At 33.1% G+C, this 19229-nt stretch carries 17 protein-coding genes; 3 read left to right on the top strand and 14 right to left on the bottom strand.

The features are described from left to right. Positions 1-82: 82 nt before the first annotated feature. The 9 genes from BM153_RS12695 to argC form a co-directional block, all read right to left on the bottom strand. Positions 83-2548 carry a DNA internalization-related competence protein ComEC/Rec2 gene (locus tag BM153_RS12695; protein WP_092874698.1) on the bottom strand — a complete coding sequence of 822 codons (2466 nt, stop codon included), beginning with the start codon at positions 2546-2548 and terminating at the stop codon, positions 83-85. 33 nt (positions 2549-2581) lie between these two features. After that, positions 2582-3508, bottom strand: coding sequence for a GerMN domain-containing protein (locus tag BM153_RS12690; RefSeq protein ID WP_092874695.1), 927 nt, complete (start codon positions 3506-3508; stop codon positions 2582-2584). After that, positions 3508-4893: a sensor histidine kinase gene (locus BM153_RS12685; protein ID WP_242949153.1), complete on the bottom strand. Its 1386-nt coding sequence runs from the start codon at positions 4891-4893 to the stop codon at positions 3508-3510. Before BM153_RS12685 ends, BM153_RS12690 begins: the two co-directional genes overlap by 1 nt. A gap of 40 nt (positions 4894-4933) precedes the next feature. Beyond that, positions 4934-5629 carry a response regulator transcription factor gene (locus BM153_RS12680; RefSeq protein ID WP_092874692.1) on the bottom strand — a complete coding sequence of 232 codons (696 nt, stop codon included), beginning with the start codon at positions 5627-5629 and terminating at the stop codon, positions 4934-4936. Positions 5630-5638: 9 nt separating this feature from the next. After that, entirely contained in the window at positions 5639-6214 is a 576-nt protein-coding gene (locus BM153_RS12675; protein WP_092874689.1) for a helix-hairpin-helix domain-containing protein, read from the bottom strand. Between the two features lie 75 nt (positions 6215-6289). After that, positions 6290-7474, bottom strand: a complete 1185-nt coding sequence (locus BM153_RS12670; RefSeq protein WP_092874686.1) for an aspartate aminotransferase family protein — start codon at positions 7472-7474, stop codon at positions 6290-6292. A 3-nt stretch (positions 7475-7477) separates the two neighbouring features. After that, entirely contained in the window at positions 7478-8377 is a 900-nt protein-coding gene (gene argB / locus BM153_RS12665) for an acetylglutamate kinase (RefSeq protein WP_092874683.1), read from the bottom strand. Positions 8378-8394: 17 nt separating this feature from the next. After that, entirely contained in the window at positions 8395-9618 is a 1224-nt protein-coding gene (gene argJ, locus BM153_RS12660) for a bifunctional glutamate N-acetyltransferase/amino-acid acetyltransferase ArgJ (protein WP_092874680.1), read from the bottom strand. Positions 9619-9636: 18 nt separating this feature from the next. Beyond that, the gene (gene argC, locus BM153_RS12655) at positions 9637-10677 is read right to left on the bottom strand and encodes an N-acetyl-gamma-glutamyl-phosphate reductase (protein ID WP_092874677.1); all 1041 of its coding nucleotides are present in this window, start codon (positions 10675-10677) and stop codon (positions 9637-9639) included. Positions 10678-11148: 471 nt separating this feature from the next. Between argC and BM153_RS12650 the strand changes: the two genes are divergently transcribed. After that, positions 11149-12375 carry an argininosuccinate synthase gene (locus tag BM153_RS12650; RefSeq protein ID WP_092874674.1) on the top strand — a complete coding sequence of 409 codons (1227 nt, stop codon included), beginning with the start codon at positions 11149-11151 and terminating at the stop codon, positions 12373-12375. 47 nt (positions 12376-12422) lie between these two features. On the opposite strand, the gene BM153_RS12645 is transcribed toward BM153_RS12650, so the two are convergent. From BM153_RS12645 to BM153_RS12630, 4 genes are all read right to left on the bottom strand, one after another. After that, a complete protein-coding gene (locus BM153_RS12645) occupies positions 12423-13616 on the bottom strand; it encodes an amidohydrolase (RefSeq protein WP_092874671.1) in 1194 nt (397 codons plus the stop codon). Positions 13617-13651: 35 nt separating this feature from the next. Further along, positions 13652-13921: a hypothetical protein gene (locus BM153_RS12640; RefSeq protein WP_092874668.1), complete on the bottom strand. Its 270-nt coding sequence runs from the start codon at positions 13919-13921 to the stop codon at positions 13652-13654. A 144-nt stretch (positions 13922-14065) separates the two neighbouring features. After that, entirely contained in the window at positions 14066-14971 is a 906-nt protein-coding gene (locus tag BM153_RS12635) for a DUF2225 domain-containing protein (RefSeq protein WP_092874665.1), read from the bottom strand. 17 nt (positions 14972-14988) lie between these two features. Next, positions 14989-16653 (bottom strand): glutamine--tRNA ligase/YqeY domain fusion protein, encoded by a 1665-nt coding sequence (locus BM153_RS12630; protein WP_092874663.1) that lies wholly within the window; start codon positions 16651-16653, stop codon positions 14989-14991. Between the two features lie 430 nt (positions 16654-17083). Between BM153_RS12630 and BM153_RS12625 the strand changes: the two genes are divergently transcribed. Then, complete coding sequence (locus BM153_RS12625; RefSeq protein ID WP_092874660.1) at positions 17084-17971, top strand: lytic transglycosylase domain-containing protein; 888 nt, start codon at positions 17084-17086, stop codon at positions 17969-17971. A 409-nt stretch (positions 17972-18380) separates the two neighbouring features. Further along, positions 18381-18899 carry an acyl-CoA thioesterase gene (locus BM153_RS12620; RefSeq protein ID WP_092874657.1) on the top strand — a complete coding sequence of 173 codons (519 nt, stop codon included), beginning with the start codon at positions 18381-18383 and terminating at the stop codon, positions 18897-18899. 158 nt (positions 18900-19057) lie between these two features. On the opposite strand, the gene BM153_RS12615 is transcribed toward BM153_RS12620, so the two are convergent. After that, positions 19058-19229, bottom strand: a 172-nt coding sequence (locus tag BM153_RS12615) for a transposase (protein WP_177205706.1), incomplete at its 5' end; no start/stop codon positions are given.

Below are 19229 nucleotides of genomic sequence, written 5' to 3'. Positions count from 1 at the left end.
TCCCTGTTTTCTTTGTTTATGTGCTTTTCCTAAGATATATCGGCAGGAAAAATCGTCTTAAAAGATTTTTAGTGCCAAAGCCCTACAGGTATTTTTTTACTTTTATTTTCTTGTTTTCTATCATTATGGATATCATCCCGTCCCTGTCGGTTCTAAATATTTTACTGTTATATTTTTTTAATCTGTCCAAAACTTCCTTATGGGGATGTCCGTACATATTCCCCCTTCCTGCTGAAATAATTGATATTTTCGGTAAGGCTTTATTTAAAAACTCATCTGAGCTTGTATATTTTGAGCCATGATGGGGAATTAATAAAAAATCGTATTTTTTTAGTTTATTAGAAGCAATCAGACTTTTTTCTCCTTCTTTTTCCACATCACCAGTAAATAATCCTTTTGTTTTCCCAACCTTTAGCTCTAAAACCAAAGAAGAGGCATTTTCATTTTCCTCAGGAAAATTTTTATGGGGGTGTAGGCAGGTTAGTGTGAAATCCTTTTTTACTAACTTATCTCCCCTTTTCATAAATATTACTTTTGTCTTGGATTTTTTTGCCAGATTTAAAAGATTTTTAAAGGCTTGAGATTTCCTTAAATTATAGGGAATTACCATTTTTTTTACCTCTATATTTTCTAAAAAGAATTCTTCCAGGGCGTTTATATGATCCAGGTCCGGATGGGTAGCAAATGCATATTCTATATTTTTTATCCCTTTGTATTTTAAGAAAGGGATAACCCGGTTTTTTCCTACTTTTTCAAAGGTGGAACTTCCGGCATCTATTACAAAAGCCCTACCTCTATCATTTATTACATTACAGGAGCCCTGGCCTATGTCTAAAACATTAATTTCAAAACCCTGACAAGGTTTGGTTTTTAAAATAAATATTAATATTATAATTCCTGCCACAGAAATAATTAGCCTTTTTATCTTATTATTTCTAATTTCTCCTGTGAATTTATCAGTTATATCTTTTCCAAAAGGCAAAAGAAAATTTCCCAGTGTTTTATTTTTGTTAAAGATTTTGTCTTTAAGACTTTTACATGCATATCTATATAAGAACAAAATCAAATAATATATTATTATATTTATAAGTTCAGGCTTTCCCGTTAGGATTTTTATAAAGGGAAGTCTATTAAAAATAGTACAGATTGCTTCAAAAAACATAAGGATTATATGGCAGGTAAAAAAGAGACTTTTAGTCAATATATGTATTTTTAGTATTCCTGATAGGGAAGCGAAAAAGGCTGTTATTAAGAGAATTGACGAAAAGGGAATTACAAAGAAATTAATGATGAAGGCAGTTACATTGATTTCATAATTATAATAGGCATTAAGGGGCATATTAAAAAGTGCCATTGATAAAGAAAAGTTAAAATTCTTTCTCAGATTATTTTTTATATTTCCAAAAATTTTTTTCTTATTGGTTTTTTCCCCTTCTTTTTCATTTGTTTTTGATGCAAAAACTGCAATTCCAAAAACAGACACAAAGGAATATACAAAACCCGTATTTAATACATAAAAAGGATTTATCAAAAGTACTATTATCATGCTAAAGCCTATGGCTGATAACATATCATAATGTAATCCTGAGACATTTGCCAAAAGCATTAGCATAAACATTATAAATGCTCTTAAGGAAGAGGGAGTAAAGCCTGTCATAAATACATAGCTTAAAATAACAAATCCTCCTATGCTTCCGGAAAGAAGAAAGCCTGCTCCTGCTTTTCGTAGGTTTTTATATAAAAATAAGCCTAAAATAGAAAGATGTAATCCGGAAATACATAGAATATGAATTATTCCACCTTCTTTATATAACAGTTTTGTTTCCTCTAATAACTGGCTTTTATCCCCTAAAATAAAGGATTTTAATATGCCGATGTCACTTTTAAAGGCATTTTTTTCTATTGAATTTTCAAATAGATATTTTAAATTATCAAGGCCATTAAAATATTCTATATTTTCTGATTTTTTTTCTTTTAATATTGTCCCCTTTAATAAAAGACCTATTCCCTTTGACTTATAATATGTATAATAGTCAAAGTTTCCGGGATTTGATGCTCTTTGGGGCATTTGAGCCTGACCTTTTATTTTTATCAGGTTTTTGTAGTTGGGATTTATTTTTTTCTTTGTAGAAAATTGGATTTTGGGTACTTTTTTCCATTTACCCTGAGATTTTATACAAGAATCCTTTAGGATTAGAAGTGTTTTATCATTTTTCCTGCTGATACTTTCAATTTTTCCTATTGCGATGATATTATTCATATCATCTATTTCTGAAATCACCTCAAAAGCCCTATCTACCCCACAAACCCTTATAAAACCTGAAATCATAAGGAATATCATTATCAATAGTATGGCAATATTCCTCATAAACAGGTGACTTTTTATTTCTATTTCTTCTTTGTCTCTCTGACTTTTTATCACAGTGGCAGTTTTATAAATTGCAAATATAAGGCAAAATATTACTGCCACTGTTATTATTATCTGTTTGTAGTGAGGATTTAAATATAATATAATCCCCCATAAAAAGGACAGAGAGAAAAGACACATTGGTCTTTTAAATATATTTACTCATCCTTTCTTTTACTTTAGTAATGTCAGATTTTTCTCAAAAATCTGGTCTAAGGGAAATGTCTCCATAAACATTTCTTCCTGATTTGAATTTACCGATATTTGAACCTGGCTAATATCCGGAAGGGAGGTTATGGAATTTACAAGGGCATAAATTGCCACTTCATCATTTACCCCTTCCACCGGATCATTTAAGAAATTTTCATCAAAATTTATATAGCAAAGTCCGTCCTTTACTGACATATTTAATATATTTGTATTTTTTGAAATAACCGGTTTTAGTTTATCATTAACCGGCCCCTTTATAAGCTCGTTTATGACGGTTTTTTCAAGCTGTGTGGTGGTTCTGTAGTGAACCGTCCTTTCTTCTTTCACAAGTTTTTTTCCATCTTCTGAGGCAAAGTATAAATATATGCTTTTTCTTTCGATATTACTGATATTTTCAGAATCGTCCAACATAAAATCCTCTGCACTCATAGCTCCTACTTCTTCTCCTGATGCCAGTTGCAAAGGGGTATCTCCTACTATGAATTCTACGCTTTTTACCTCGTCTATCATACACATATTCTGAACAATGGCACATCTGCAAAGCACTTCTCTTTCTCTTTGCATATCTGATGTATATTTCTCGTTAAAATTAAGTGTAAGTTTTCCGGATTCAAACTCGTATTTTTTTATTTTTACATTAGGTGGAAATGGATTTGTATAATCACTGATATTTTCATCCACTCTTGACATTAATTCTATATATTCTTTCACCAAAGAATCCGTGTCATTTTTACCAGCCTTTGGAGTATAAGGAACCTTTACCAAATCGGTTAGTTCTGTATTTAAAAAATATACAAAAGTATCTGAAGATTCCGGATTTTCTTTTTGGCAGGCGGAAAGGCTTAAAACAAAAATTATAAATATTGTTAAAATAAGCATTTTTCTTTTCATCACACTTTACCTCCCGCTTCTATCTGATAAAGTATGGGAATTCTTACATTAAAGGTTGTTCCTTCGTTTTCCCTGCTGTAAACCTTTATGGCACCTCTATGCATTAATACTGCATTTCGGGTAATGGAAAGTCCTAATCCAGTACCGCCGATTTGTCTTGAATGAGACTTATCCACCCTGTAAAATCTTTCATATATATGGTCTATGCTTTCTTCTGGAATTCCTATTCCGCTGTCACTTACCTTTACATAAAAGTACTGATGGTCGGCATTTAATGATACATGTACATAGCCGTTATCTACATTGTATTTTATGGCATTTTCCACTAAATTTGAAATGGCAAGGGTAAGTTTTACATCATCTACTTCGGCAGTTACAGGTCTAAAACTTTCAAATACCAGTTCTATGTTTCTTTTGGCAGCTATTGGCCTTAATCTTTTTAAAATAAGCTCAATCAAATCATTTATAATAACAGGGGCAATATTTAAGTCAGAGGAAGATTTATCCAGTTTAACCAATGCCAAAAGGTCTGTTATTATCTTATTTTCCCTTTCTATTTCATCTGCAATATCGCTCATAAATTCCTTATAGGTTTCTATTGGAACATCTTCTTGTACCAGTAATGAATCTGCCAGCACCTTCATTGAGGTAATAGGGGTTTTTAACTCATGGGACACATTTGATACAAATTCCTGTCTTGACTCATCAAGGCTTCTCATTTTGCTTAACATTTTATTAAAAGCCATCGCCATTTGTTCCGTTTCAAGGTAGCTTTTAAATTCTATATCCTCTGTGAAAAATCCATCACTCATCTCGTCAATGGAAGAGGTCATTTTTGTAAATGGCCTTGTAAGTATCCAGGACAGATAAAATGAAACTACTATAAGTACAATGAAACATATTACTTCTACAAGTAAAATCTTTGAATTCAAACTGTGTACAAGACTTTCTAAATCTTCTGTTGAAGCATATAAAATTACAAGTCCCACAAGCCTGTCTCCATCTTCGCTTTTTATAATGGAGGTTACTTCCATGTATTTTTGCTTTTGGTCATAGGTCTGGGTTGATTTGTTATTTATGGAATTTATGACAATGGGAGATACCATATACTTTCCGTTGTCCAAAAGATATGTATCTTTAACCACTTTATAATCACTGTCAATTATCATTACTCTGGTATTTAATGCACTAGAAACTGAGGAAATCTCTTCATCTATAGCCTGGTCGTAAGGCACTTTAAGATATTCCTCGTTTAACTGATAGGCTAAAATATTAGCCTGGGCGGAGAGATTATTAAGCTTTTCCTCCACCGAATCTTTTCTATAGAAGTATGAACAACCTTCCATTATTACAATGGAAGGTATCATTCCAACTATTATTATCAAGATAAATAATAAAAATCTTAAACTTTTAAAAAAATCAATTCTAATTCTTGGCCTGGAAATAATAACCCACTCCCCACTTTGTGTGAACAAACTTAGGCTCGCTTGGATTTGCCTCTATTTTTTCACGAAGTCTTCTGATATGTACATCTACAGTTCTGACATCTCCCGGGTATTCATAGCCCCAGACTATATTTAATAAATTGTCCCTACTATAAACTCTATTTTCGTTCATAACCAATAGCTCTAACATATCAAACTCTTTGGCGGTAAGATTTATCTCTTTATCATCTATGTAAACTCTGCGACTCTCGGAGTCTAATTTAAATTTACCCTTTACAATGATTTTCGCATTTTCTTCTTTGTCAGAACCGATTTTAACTCTTCTAAGTATTGCTTTTATTCTGGCCTTTACCTCTAAGATATTAAAAGGTTTCGTAATGTAATCATCTGCTCCATAGTCAAGTCCCAAAATCTTATCCATATCATCGCCTTTTGCAGTCAGCATGATAACAGGTACATTGGAAAACTCCCTAACCTGCTGACAAACTTCAAAACCTGTATACTTTGGAAGCATAACATCTAATAATATTATGTCATATTTTTTTTCTTTAATAAGATTTAAAGCCTCTTCTCCGTCATAGGCACAGTCAACATCCATGCCATCCTGCTCTAAGCTGAATCTGAGACCTTTTACAATAAGTTTTTCATCATCTACAACAAGAACTTTTCTTGACATCACTTCACCTCAATTTACCTTAACAAAGTCCTTTATTTTATTATATACCCCGTTTTTTATGCCTTTAACCTTTTTTAAATCTTCTACTGAAGAAAAATTACCGTTGGAATTTCGATAATCTATAATATCTCTGGCTCTTTTTTCCCCGATACCGCTAAGCAAGGTAAGGGTTTGTTCATCTGCAGTATTAATATTTACCTTGCCATCATCTGCATTTTCCTTAGAAACTTCTTCAATGCTCTCATCACCAAAAGACGGAATATTTATCATTTGACCGTCCTCTAACTTCTGAGCCTGATTTATACCGGAAATATCTGCATTTTCAGTAGTCCCACCTGCCATTTCTATGGCCTTAAAAATTCTATCGTCTTTTTTTAATTTAAAGACTCCGGGATTATTTACCTGACCGCAGACATAGACATAAATATCTTCAGAGACCTCACTGTTTTCTGAAGTCTCTGAAGTTGAAATATCATTGCTATCTTCTAAAATAAAGTCGCTGACGCTTTCCTCTTTTAATCCGCAAGCACTTAAAGAAAGCATCATTATTATTAATAGAATAAAATTTTTCTTATAATTTTTCATTTTTCTCCTTTTATCGTTAAAAAATAAAGGAGATATACTGACAACACATTCTATTGTACATAAATTTTTTCTATTTTACAATACCTCATCTAAAATACGGGCCATTTCATCTATATGTTCTTTTTCGATTATCAGAGGTGGTAATAATCTTACAACATTTTTCTCTGCAGTTATGCATATCAATCCCTTATCCAGGGCTTTATTTACTACATCTGCCGCTCCTTCTTTTAAAACAAGTCCCTGCATAAATCCCATTCCTCTATGCATTATTACATTTCCATGTTTTTTTGTAAGTTTTTCTAATGTTTCTTCCAGATAAGGCGTAATTTGTTTTACATGGTTTGTTATATTATTTTTTTCATATATTTCAAATACCTTTTCCACTGCTGCACAGACAAAAGGATTTCCTCCGTAAGTGCTTCCATGGTCTCCCGGAACAAGTCCCTTATCAGCGACTTTTTGTGTCATTAAGAAGGCTCCCACAGGTACTCCGCATCCTAAAGCCTTTGCCATGGCTATTATATCCGGTTTTATTCCAAAGGACTCATAAGCGAATAAATCCCCTGTTCTTCCCATTCCACATTGAATTTCATCAAAAATAAGTAAAATATCTTTCTGGTCGCATATTTTTCTTATTCCTTCAAGAAATACTTTTGAAGCCGGATGTATTCCTCCTTCTCCTTGAATCGGCTCTACAATTATTCCACAGGTTTTTTCATTTACCAGTTCCAATACGGAATCAAGGTCATTAAAATCTGCAAATTTTACATTGCCAATAAGTGGTTTAAAGGCCTCTTGATAGTGGGTATTTCCCGTAATACTTAAGGCTCCCATGGTACGACCATGAAAAGAGGAATTCATGGCAATTATTTCATGGTCTGTGCTTTTATCTTTTGTATAGGCATATTTTCTGGCGGTTTTTATAGCTCCTTCAATAGCCTCGGCTCCGGAATTTGTAAAAAATACCCTGTCCATCTTACTTTTTTCGCAAACTGTTTTTGCAGCTTTTGCCCCCGGCTCATGATAATAAAGATTTGAAGTATGCATTAATTTATCTATTTGTGCTTTTAATGCGTCATTGTATTCTTTATTGGCATATCCCAAAGCCATTACGCCTATTCCTGAAGCAAAATCCAGATATTTATTTCCTTCGTTATCGTATAAATATACTCCTTCTCCATGATCAAGTACTTTTGGAAACCTGTTATAGGTCTTTAAAAGACAATTTTCAGCTGTATTTATTACTTCACTCTTATTCATAATTTAGCTCTCCTTAAAATATTTTTCTTCCTGGTCTGCAAGTATGGCAGTACCGATTCCTTTGTTGGTAAATATCTCTAGTAAGAGGCAATGTGCTATTCTTCCATCTAATATATGAACTCTGTTTACGCCTTTTTTGATTGCATCTATGCAGTTATTAAGTTTTGGAAGCATTCCACCTTTTATATAGCCTTCTTCTATAAGTTTTTTTGCTTCTGTAATATGAAGCTCAGAAATCAATGAGGAAGGATCATCTGCATATTTATAAACCCCTTCAATATCACTTAAAAAAGCAAGTTTTTCCGCGGACATGGCCTTTGCCACTGCACATGCCACATCATCTGCATTTATATTATAGGTTTTATAATTTTCATCCATTCCCAAAGGACAAATTACAGGAAGAAAATCTTTTTCTAATAAGTCAAATAATATCTTTGGATTTACCTTTGTTATTTCCCCTACCAGTCCAATATCTGCACCGTCAGAATATTTTTTCTCAACCTGTAAAAGCCTTCCGTCTTTACCGCTGATTCCAACAGCATTTATTCCATTTGCTTCAATAAGTCCTACCAGGTCTTTATTAACCTTGTTTAAAACCATTTCTGCAACTTCCATGGTTTCTTCGTTTGTCACCCTTAGTCCATTTACGAACTTTGACTCAATACCTACCTTTGAAAGCCAGCTATTGATTTCTTTTCCGCCACCATGAACGATAATAGGTTTAAATCCTACCAGTTTTAAAAGGGAAACATCTTTTATGACATTTTGTTTTAATTCTTCATCAATCATGGCACTTCCGCCGTATTTGATTATTATTATTTTCCTGTTAAATCTTCTGATATAAGGCAAAGCCTCTATTAAAACTTCTGCCTTTTCCAAAAGAATATTCATTTCATTTCCCATTTTTTTCTCCCTTCTTTTTATGAACGATAATCTGCATTTATTTTTACATATTCATAAGTTAAGTCGCATCCCCAGGCTGTTGCAGATTCTTTTCCGTTTTTCATATCAGCAACTGCCTTTACATAAGGCTCTGACAGGATTTTTGTAGCTGTTTCTTCGCTGTAGGAAGTAGCATTTCCATTTTTTAATATATCTATTTTTCCTGCCTTGCTTTCAAAATACAAGTCTATTACCTCTGGGTCAAAATCAACTCCACTGTAGCCTAATGCACAAATTATTCTGCCCCAGTTTGCATCATGACCAAAAATTGCAGCTTTTGTAAGATTTGAGGTAATTACCGATTTACTAAGAATTTTGGCATCTTTTTTTGTGGCTGCATTTTTTACTGTCATTTCAAAGAGGGCTGTAGCCCCTTCACCGTCAGAAGCTATTTTTTTTGCAAGAGTTTCATTGATATAGTTTAATGCCTCTTCAAATGCCTTATAATCTTCATTTTCTTCTGTAATTTCAGGGTTTTGTGCCTTACCGTTTGCCAAAAGTAAAACCGTATCATTTGTTGAAGTATCTCCGTCTACTGAAATCATATTGTATGTATCATCTACATTTTTTGATAAAGCCTTTTGAAGGAGATTTTTTGAAATTGCCAAATCAGTAATTATAAAGGATAACATTGTACACATATTAGGATGAATCATTCCTGAGCCTTTACACATTCCTGTTATGGTTACTTCTTTTCCTCCGATTTCCAAGGTTACACAGGCTTTTTTAGGAAGGGTATCCGTGGTCATAATGGCTTTAGATGCCAGTTCAAAATTTGAAACTTCCTCTTTTAAGTCTGGTACCATTTTTTCTATGCCTGATTTTATTTTGTCCATTGGAAGCTGTGCGCCAATTACTCCTGTTGAGGCTACCAAAACTTCTTTTGGTAAGATGTTAAACTTTTCTGAAAGTGTTTTTGCCGTATCTTCACAATAAAGCATTCCTTCTTTTCCTGTACAGGCATTTGCAACACCGCTGTTTACCACTATTGCCCTGGCCTTTGTATCTGAAGCTGTAATCTCTTTATCCCACAGCACCGGAGCAGCTTTTACTACATTTGTAGTATATGTACCGGCAGTTACACATGGACTTTCGCTAAATATTAATGCCATATCCAGACGATTTTCTTTCTTTATTCCTGCGCTTACTGCAGCTGCCTTGTATCCCTTTGGTATTTTTATTTCTTCTTCAATAACTTTCATTTTTTTCTCCTGCCTTTTCTATGGGAACATAGGAACGATATCCAGTCCCTCGTTTTCTTTTTCACCAAACATTATATTCATATTTTGTACTGCCTGACCTGCTGCGCCTTTAACAAGGTTATCAATGGCACCCATCATTATTATTCTGTTTGTTCTTTCATCTATTTTAAAATTAATATCCGTAAAATTACTTCCTTCTACCCATTTTGTCTGAGGACAAATATCCTTATCTAAAACTCTGACAAAGTATTCATCTTTGTAGTATTTATCATAAATTGCTTTTACTTCATCATAAGTAACTTTCTTTTTAAGGTTTCCATAGGCTGTTACCAGGATTCCTCTGTTCATAGGAACAAGATGAGGGGTGAAATTAACCATTAAATCTTCCCCTGCCATATAAGATAATTGTTCTTCTATTTCAGGTGTATGTCTGTGATTAGCCACTCCGTAAGCCTTTATATTTTCATTTACTTCACAAAAAAGATTATCAACTTTAGCACCTCTTCCGGCACCGGAGGTACCTGATTTTGCATCAATTATTATGGAATCCTTATCTAAAATTCCTTCTTTTAGCAAGGGATAAATGGAAAGGATACTACAAGTTGGAAAACAGCCAGGATTTGCAATAAGTCTTGCATTTTTAACATCCTGACGGTTTATTTCACAAAGACCGTAAACTGCTTCTTTTATAAATTGAGGACTCTTATGCTCTAACTTGTACCACTTTTCATAGATAGCCACATCCTTTATTCTAAAATCAGCACTTAAATCAATGATTTTTGTCTTTGATAATATTTTTTCGTTTACCAAAGATGAACAAAGTCCCTGAGGTGTGGCGGTAAATATCACATCTACCTCATCGGAAAGTCTTTCTATATCATCTTCCAGACAGGTATCAGAAACCAGTTCAACGAAATTTCCGTAAACACTTGCATATTTCATATCCTTATAACTTCTTGAGCCAAACCATTTCACACTGGCGTTTTTATGTCTTAATAATATCCTTACTATTTCATTTCCTGCGTAACCTGTTGAACCTATTATTCCAACTTTTATCATCGTCTCTTCCTCCTTGCTGTTTCAAAGATATTCTCGATTTACTTTTCTTTTTACTCATGTACACTAATTCCAAGTATAATACATAATATTTAGAATACAATTCTTGTTAAAGAGTTATTGTTTTAAAATTCTATTTTTTATACTGAATAAATTTTCATAAGCTCATTTCCTCTTGTGCATAATAATAAAACATCATTGTATATTTATCAAGTATAAATTTTCTTCTTGCATATTTATTCTAAATGAGTTATATTATTTTTGCAGGTTAAAAAGAGCATAATTGAAACAAGCGATTTTTTGTTTTAATATTATGTATAAATTTACATAGTATTCTATAATAAATATAACAACATGTTATTATTTACATATAAGGTTATTAATTTTAATAAAGTCAAAAAATCACTTAATAAACTCTATTTATTATATTATTCAGATAATTATTTTAAACTAATGTTAAGGAGGACTTGTAAAATGAAAGAAAAAGTAATTTTAGCTTATTCAGGTGGTCTTGATACCACAGCAATTATCCCATGGTTAAAAGAGACCTATGATTACGATGTGGTTTGTTGCTGTATAGATGTAGGACAGGAAGAGGAATTAGATGGTCTTGAAGAGCGTTCCAAACTTTCAGGAGCTTCTAAACTTTATATTTTGGATGTTTGTGATGAATTTTGTGACGAATATGTTGTTCCATGTGTTCAGGCAAATGCAATTTATGAAAACAAATATCTTCTTGGTACTTCCATGGCCCGCCCCCTTATTGCAAAAAAACTTGTTGAAATAGCAAGAAAGGAAGATGCTGTTGCTATCTGCCACGGTGCTACCGGTAAGGGAAATGACCAGGTGCGTTTCGAACTTGGAATTAAGGCTTTGGCTCCTGACATTAAGATAATTGCGCCTTGGCGTTGTAATGAAACCTGGAAAATGAATTCCCGTCAGGATGAGATTGACTATTGTAAGGCTCACGGAATCGACCTTCCTTTTTCAGCAGATTCCAGCTACAGCCGTGACAGGAATCTTTGGCATATCAGCCATGAAGGTCTTGAGTTAGAAGATCCTTCTCTTGCACCAAATTATGACCATGTACTGGTTTTAGGTGTTACTCCTCAAAAAGCACCTGATGAAGCTGAACTTGTTACTATGACTTTTGAAAAAGGTGTTCCAAAAAGTATAAACGGAGAAGAAATGAAGGTTTCTGATATTATCAGAAAATTAAATAAATTAGGTGGAAAACACGGAATCGGTATTATTGATATCGTTGAAAACAGGGTTGTAGGAATGAAATCTCGTGGTGTTTATGAAACACCTGGTGGAACAATTCTTTATGAAGCTCATCAGCAGTTAGAAGAACTGATTTTAGACCGTGCTACTTATACTGAAAAGAAAGTTATGGGAAATAAATTTGCTGATATTGTTTACGAAGGAAAATGGTTTACACCTCTTCGTGAGGCTGTACAGGCATTTATTGAATCTACCCAGCAATATGTTACAGGAGAGGTTAAATTCTACCTCTACAAAGGAAATATCATTAAAGCCGGTACTACTTCACCATATTCCCTTTATTCAGAATCTTTGGCAAGCTTCACCACCGGAGATCTTTATGACCACCATGATGCTGAAGGATTTATCAATCTTTTCGGGCTTCCTTTAAAGGTTCGTGCTATGAAAATGGCAGAAGTTGAGAAAAATAATAAATAATTCTTTAAAAAAATTTGACCATACTCTTTTGAGTATGGTCTTTTTATCTATTCCTTTGTCAGGACATCTTTAAAGGCAAATGACAGATAAAGAGAGGCTGCATCTAAAAGAGCATCCTCATCAAAGTTAAATGAATCATGATGATTAGGATATATGCAATCCTTTTTACTGTTATAGCCTCCCACAAAGGCAAAGAGTCCTGGATTATTTATTGTATAATTGGAAAAATCTTCTCCTAATAATATGGCAGGGGTATCTACAATTTTTTCATTATCCATTAACAAAGATGCTGCCTTTGTAACTTCTTTTGAAAGCTTTGCATCATTTATAACTGCCGGATGAGTAGCTTTACTTACCTCAAGACTAAAGGTACAATCATAGATTTTTGCACTGTTTTCTCCTATAAAGGTAAGCTTTTCCAAGGCTTTTTTTCCTGTATCTTCATTATAAAACCGTATTGTTCCTTCTACATTTGCCTGTCCGGATATAATATTATGTGCTGTTCCGGAAATGAGCTTTCCAAAAGTAACAACCAGACTATCTATCGGGTCTGCCATCCTGCTTACAATTCCCTGGGAATTAACCACAAATGTGGCTGCTGCCAAGGTGGCATCTGCACAAAGATGAGGTTTTGCAGCATGACCGGCCTTTCCTTTAATAATAGCTTTAAAATTCCTGCTAACTGCCATCCTGTTTCCAGGAGTCAATGATACTTTTCCCGCTTCTATATCAGTAAAAATATGAACTCCAAAAATCTCATCACCTTTATTTAAAGCACCGTTTTCAAGCATAAACAATGCTCCTTTACAGTTTTCCTCTGAAGGCTGAAAGATAATCCTTATGTCTTTTGTAAGCATATCTTCGTGCTCTTTTATTACTTTTATGGCTCCTAAAAGGGATGCCATGTGTCCGTCATGTCCACAGGCATGCATATAGCCATCATTTTTTGAAGCATATTCTAATTTGCTGTTTTCAGTAATATGTAAGGCATCCATATCGCTTCTTAAGACATATACTTCTTTAGAATTATTTTTCCCGATATTGGCGATTATCCCTGTTTCTCCGACTTTCCTATATGGAATTTTCATTTTTTTTAATTCGTCTTCAATATATGATGAAGTTTTATATTCCTGAAAACCAATTTCCGGATTTTCATGAAATATTCTTCTCATTTTAGTCATATATTCAGACAAAGCCCTGACATCATCCTTCAGGGCTTTAATAAATTCTTTTTTATTCATTTGTCTGACTCTTTAAAAATTTAAGATAAAAGTTTTTATTCGTCCTCTTTACCTTCCTCTGCTTCTTTTTCTGAAGCATCCTGTGTTGTTTCTTCTTTCTTTTCCGGTCTTTCAAGAGTAATTGGAACATATTCTCTTTTTTCTTCTACGACTTCATCATCTTCGTCTTCGTCCCAGTCGTCAAAATCATCATAATCTGTCCAATCATCTTCTTCAAAGAATTTTTTGTAAATTAAAACTCCCCCGACTGCTCCTAAGCAAATAAGCCCTAAACCGGCGAAAATTTTCACTAATTTCTTAAACATACATTTCTCCTTTCACTTTTTATTCTTTAGGAATTATAATTCTTATACATAAGAAAACTATAATAGGTTTTCTATTTATCCTCTAAATACATCATTAAAACTATTTAATGTTTTTTCTATATCTTTCATTTATGAAGGGTCAATTTAACTGTTTTTATCTTCATGTATCATCTTAACCAATTCTTCTTTACGGTCAAATGCCTTTTCTTTTATCTGTTTTCCTGCAGTCTTAGATTGTAAAATATTTGCAATGGTTTTAGAAGCAGTTGCATATTTTTTAAATTTCATAGCAAGTACAGCTATAAGATAATCTACTGTAGCTTCACCCATTCCGCACATAGGGAAAGATTCTGTTGCTACAGCTTTTGTAAATCCCTCATATGCATTTGCAAGGAAGGAATTTTCTTCCTTTTCACATTCTTTGATTTTATCATCAATTTCTTTTGCTTTTTGGGCAAAATCTGCTGCAGCTTTATCTAATTTATTCTTTTGTGAATTTAAATCTTCTATTTTTCCTCTGATAACCCATGCTGTCTTTAGGCAAATATAAGCTCTCTCACTAACTGCACCTTTTTTTACTATTGTATTCAAAAGTGCCATTTTATATCTTGCTATTGACATATCATGGTCATAAATCTCTGAATCCTTTGTGAAATCTTCTGGTTTAAATGTACTTGAAATCTTTTCTTTAATAAGTTTTTCCTTAACAACAGGTAACGCCTTAAAATATCTGTCAAGAGCTGTATATCCACAATTTGTGCATAAAGTAACTCCATATTTATTTCCATCAAAATCTTTGAAACGAGGTCTTAAATCCCAGTCTGATTCAAGTCTTTTTGCCTTACCAGCTCTGATAATCTTGCTCTTGAATTCTCCTCCGCATAAAGGACAGTTCAGTGATTTATCTAAAATGAATTCTTTTTCTTCATGAACTACCGGTCCTTTTGCAGCAGCAGCTTGGGCAGGCTTTTTTTCTTCTTCAAACACTTTCAGGTCATCGTCTTCCAGATTAATACCAAATTTTTCTAATCCTGAAAATAAATTATCCATGCCTATCTCTCCTTCTATTATTTATTGATTTTAAAGGAACTTTTAAGGGAAACTATTCTATTAAATACCAGGTGCTCTTCTTTGCTGTCCTTTGAATCAACACAGAAATATCCCTTTCTTACAAATTGGAAACTGTCATATGCTTTAGCATCTTTAAGAGCAGGCTCTACATAACAGTCTTTTAAAACAGTAAGGGAATTTGGATTTAAATTAATACTTCCATCCTCATTTAACTTTCCCTTATTTTCATCGACTATATTTTCATAAAGCCTAACCTCTGCTTTAATTGCATATTGGGCAGGTACCCAGTGAATTGTTCCTTTAACCTTTCTTGCGTTAAATCCGGAACCTGATTTTGTCTCCGGGTCATAGGTACAATGTACAACTGTTATATTGCCATTCTCATCTTTTTCAAAACCTGTACAGGTAACGAAATAAGCATACATAAGTCTTACTTCGTTTCCAGGGAATAAACGGAAATATTTCTTTGGAGGTTCCTCCATGAAATCTTCTCTTTCTATATATAATTCTCTTCCAAAAGGAACTTTTCTCTTTCCAAGCTCCGGATTTTCAAGATTATTATCTACATCAAGTTCTTCGTATTCTCCCTCAGGATAGTTATCAATTACAAGTTTAATCGGATCTAAAACTGCAAGCATTCTGCTCTTTTTAAGTTTCAAATCTTCTCTTATGCAATATTCAAGCATTGCATAATCAACAGAGCTTTGGGACTTTGAAACACCGCAAAGTTCAACAAAGCGTTTAATGGATTCCGGTGTAAATCCCCTTCTTTTTAAAGCTGAAATGGTAACAAGTCTAGGGTCATCCCAACCATCTACTATTCCATCTTCTACAAGCTTTTTAATATATCTTTTTCCTGTAATTACATTTGTAAGATACAGTTTTGCAAACTCAATCTGTCTTGGAGGATTTTCAAATTCTCCTTCTTTTACTACCCAGTCATATAAAGGTCTGTGATCTTCAAATTCCAAGGTGCAAATGGAATGAGTAATATGCTCAATCGCATCTTCAATAGGATGAGCAAAATCATACATTGGATAGATGCACCATTTGTCTTTTGTTCTTTGATGAGATAAATGAGCAATTCTGTATATTACCGGATCTCGCATATTTATATTGCTTGCGGACATATCAATCTTTGCTCTTAAAACTTTTTCTCCATCAGCAAATTCTCCGTTTTTCATTCTTTCAAAAAGATCCAAATTTTCCTCGATACTTCTGTTTCTATATGGGCTTTCTTTTCCCGGACTGGTAAGTGTTCCTCTGTATTCTCTGATTTGATCTGCAGAAAGGTCGCATACATATGCTTTTCCTTTTTTAATAAGTTTTACTGCAGTTTCATACATTTTATCAAAATAATCCGAGGCGAAAAAGATCTGGTCACCCCAGTCAGCACCAAGCCACTCAATGTCTGATTTAATAGATTCTACGAATTCATTTTTTTCTTTCACCGGATTTGTATCGTCAAATCTCATGTGAAATTTTCCATTATATTCCTTAGCTAAACCATAATTTAAAAGTATGGATTTAGCATGTCCTATATGAAGATAACCATTTGGTTCAGGCGGAAATCTGGTACATACCTCATTATATACGCCTTCTTTTAAATCCTTATCAATTTCCTGTTCAATAAAATGTCTGGAAACTTTTTCTTCTTCCATGAATAAACAATCCTGTTATAAAATAATTTATAACTTTTCCTTTCATTATTATGTTAAAGGGGGAATCCCCATGATTTTGTCAATTTATGTTATTATTAAAAAGCCTAATTATCCAACTTAATGTTAATCTATATAATAACATAAAATTATAGGGATTTAAAGCGTCTTTGTCAATACTGCCACTTTATTGGAAGAAATCTTACCAAAACTTTTATTTTCTGTTTCTTATTAAATTATTTTTAAAAAATCCTTTAATTTTTTTATTTTTTTTCGATAAAATTTATGTGAGAATCTGTGAAAAGAAAAAACATAATTATAGCCTATATTTTTACATAACTATTTTCTTGTAAAATAAGCAATTTATATTATGATATAAGATGTGTTTTTTTATAATATAAATTATTAAATTAAAAATTTGAAAGGAGTAAACATGGATACTGTTACTCAAGTAAATAATATAGAGTCCGGTGACCAGTACCTTATCACCGCTAATCAGACTAATAATGAAACTACAAAAGAGTTTTCTACTTATCTTGAAAGTCCGGCTTCTTTGGATTCAATCTTTGAAAAAGCTTCACAAACTTATGGCGTATCCAAAGATCTTCTTATTGCAGTTGCCAAAGCGGAATCAAATTTTAATCCTAATGCAAGAAGTTATTGTGGTGCAATGGGAATTATGCAGCTTATGCCTGCTACTGCTTCTTCTCTAGGTGTAACTAATGCCTATGACCCAGAGCAGTGTATTATGGGTGGTGCCAAGTTATTAGCTGCTCATCTTGCTAAATATAACGGTAATGTTTCTTATGCCTTGGCTGCTTATAATGCCGGTGGAGGAAATGTTGATAAATATGGTGGTATTCCCCCTTTTAAAGAGACACAAAACTATGTTAAAAAAATCCTTGGCTACTTGAATGAAGGAGTTAGTGCTCCTAATACTACAGTTTCTTCTTCAAATAACGCAAGCAATAATAATTCTGCCTCTCAGGTAGTTGTTGCCTATGAGTCAGCCTCAGGCTATAAAGTTGCTGAAAAAGCTTTTGATGACGGCTCAAAATTTGAAGTTGATACAATAGATGAATTTGAGAAGCTGTTTTCTTACGAACAATATGTTGAATTTTTAAATGCTTATTTTGACAAGATTTCCAGTGATATAATTACTGACTCTGATTTTAATATTTCAGACCTGGCCTCAAAACTTACGGAGATGGCCTCATCTTTATCCAAAGTAAGCAGTGATAACAATAATTCAACAGCTACGACTACTGATTATAATATTCCAATTAAATATAATAATTCTAATTTAAAACTTATTACTTAATTAACTTTTTTAATTTGAAATTTTAATATTATTATTTAGTATCAAAGTGTTAAACAATTCTGAATAATGTCGATATAGAAAGTAACAAGTGTTAAAAATCTTATCCCAATTTACATTGCCTCCATCTGTAATAATTGCCTTGCCACAGATGGAGGTAGCTTTTTTATAGGGGTTGTTTTAGGGATTTTTTTATTTGTTTTCAATGTTAGTTTTTTTTATTGTAAAATGTTGGATGATAAATTATTAGATTTTACATCAAATAGATTGAATTTTTTTTACTGTGGTGTTATAGTTGTGGTAGAATATTTATAATATTTTTAGGTGTCGATACGAGTTTATTAAAAATGAAATATATATATTGTAATGAATATTTTTATAATAAATTCACAGTTTTAGGAGGTAAGTTGATATGGAAAAAAATGAAAATACATCTTTACAGGCTCCAAAAAATGATTCTTTCAATCTTACAACTTTGGCTGAACACAAAGATGAATTAAATATTGAGCATTATCTTTATGAACATCATACTCAATACTATGAAACTGAACAATCCGGTTTTATTCACCATAGCAATTATATACGCTGGTTTGAAGAACTTAGAGAAGATGTTTTAAATAAAATGGGGATTAATATTTCATTACTGGAAAGCAAGGGAATACGAATACCTATTACTTCAGTCAGCTGTGACTACATAAATCCTGTTAAATACCCGGATATTGTTTTAATTAAATTCAGAATTTCTAATTTTACAGATACGGAATTTACTCTAAATTATCAAATTATCAATAAAAGAACTTCCACATTATGTGCCACAGGAGAAACAAAGCATCGATTCATGGGTAGAAACGGCACTGAACTTGTATTAAGCAGGGATTATCCTGATTATTATTTCATTCTTCACAAATACCTCGTAGATAAGGATGATTAACGATTATTTCTTACTAAATTGAGGATTAATCATGACCACCGGCTCAGCCGGTGGTTTGCTCTGCGGCTATAAGCCGCTGTTACTAGCTACCCCTAAAGGGGCTCTGAAAAATCCGCCAGCCGCACTACGATTACTGGCGGGCTCTCAAGAGCCTCTTTTTATTTGCCCTTGTTTACCGGCTGACCCGTAAACGGATCTATAAATTCACTTAGTGACATTTGATCATATTCTAAATCTTCTTTTAGTTGGTTGCGAATATACTGTTCAATCTTTTTTGCATTTTTACCTACGGTATCTACATAATATCCTCTGCACCAGAAATGTCGGTTC

This window comes from Acetitomaculum ruminis DSM 5522 (genome assembly GCF_900112085.1).
Classification (GTDB): Bacteria; Bacillota; Clostridia; order Lachnospirales; family Lachnospiraceae; genus Acetitomaculum; species Acetitomaculum ruminis.
Note: the sequence above shows the minus strand (reverse complement) of the source record. Positions and strands in the feature narration are given on the sequence as shown.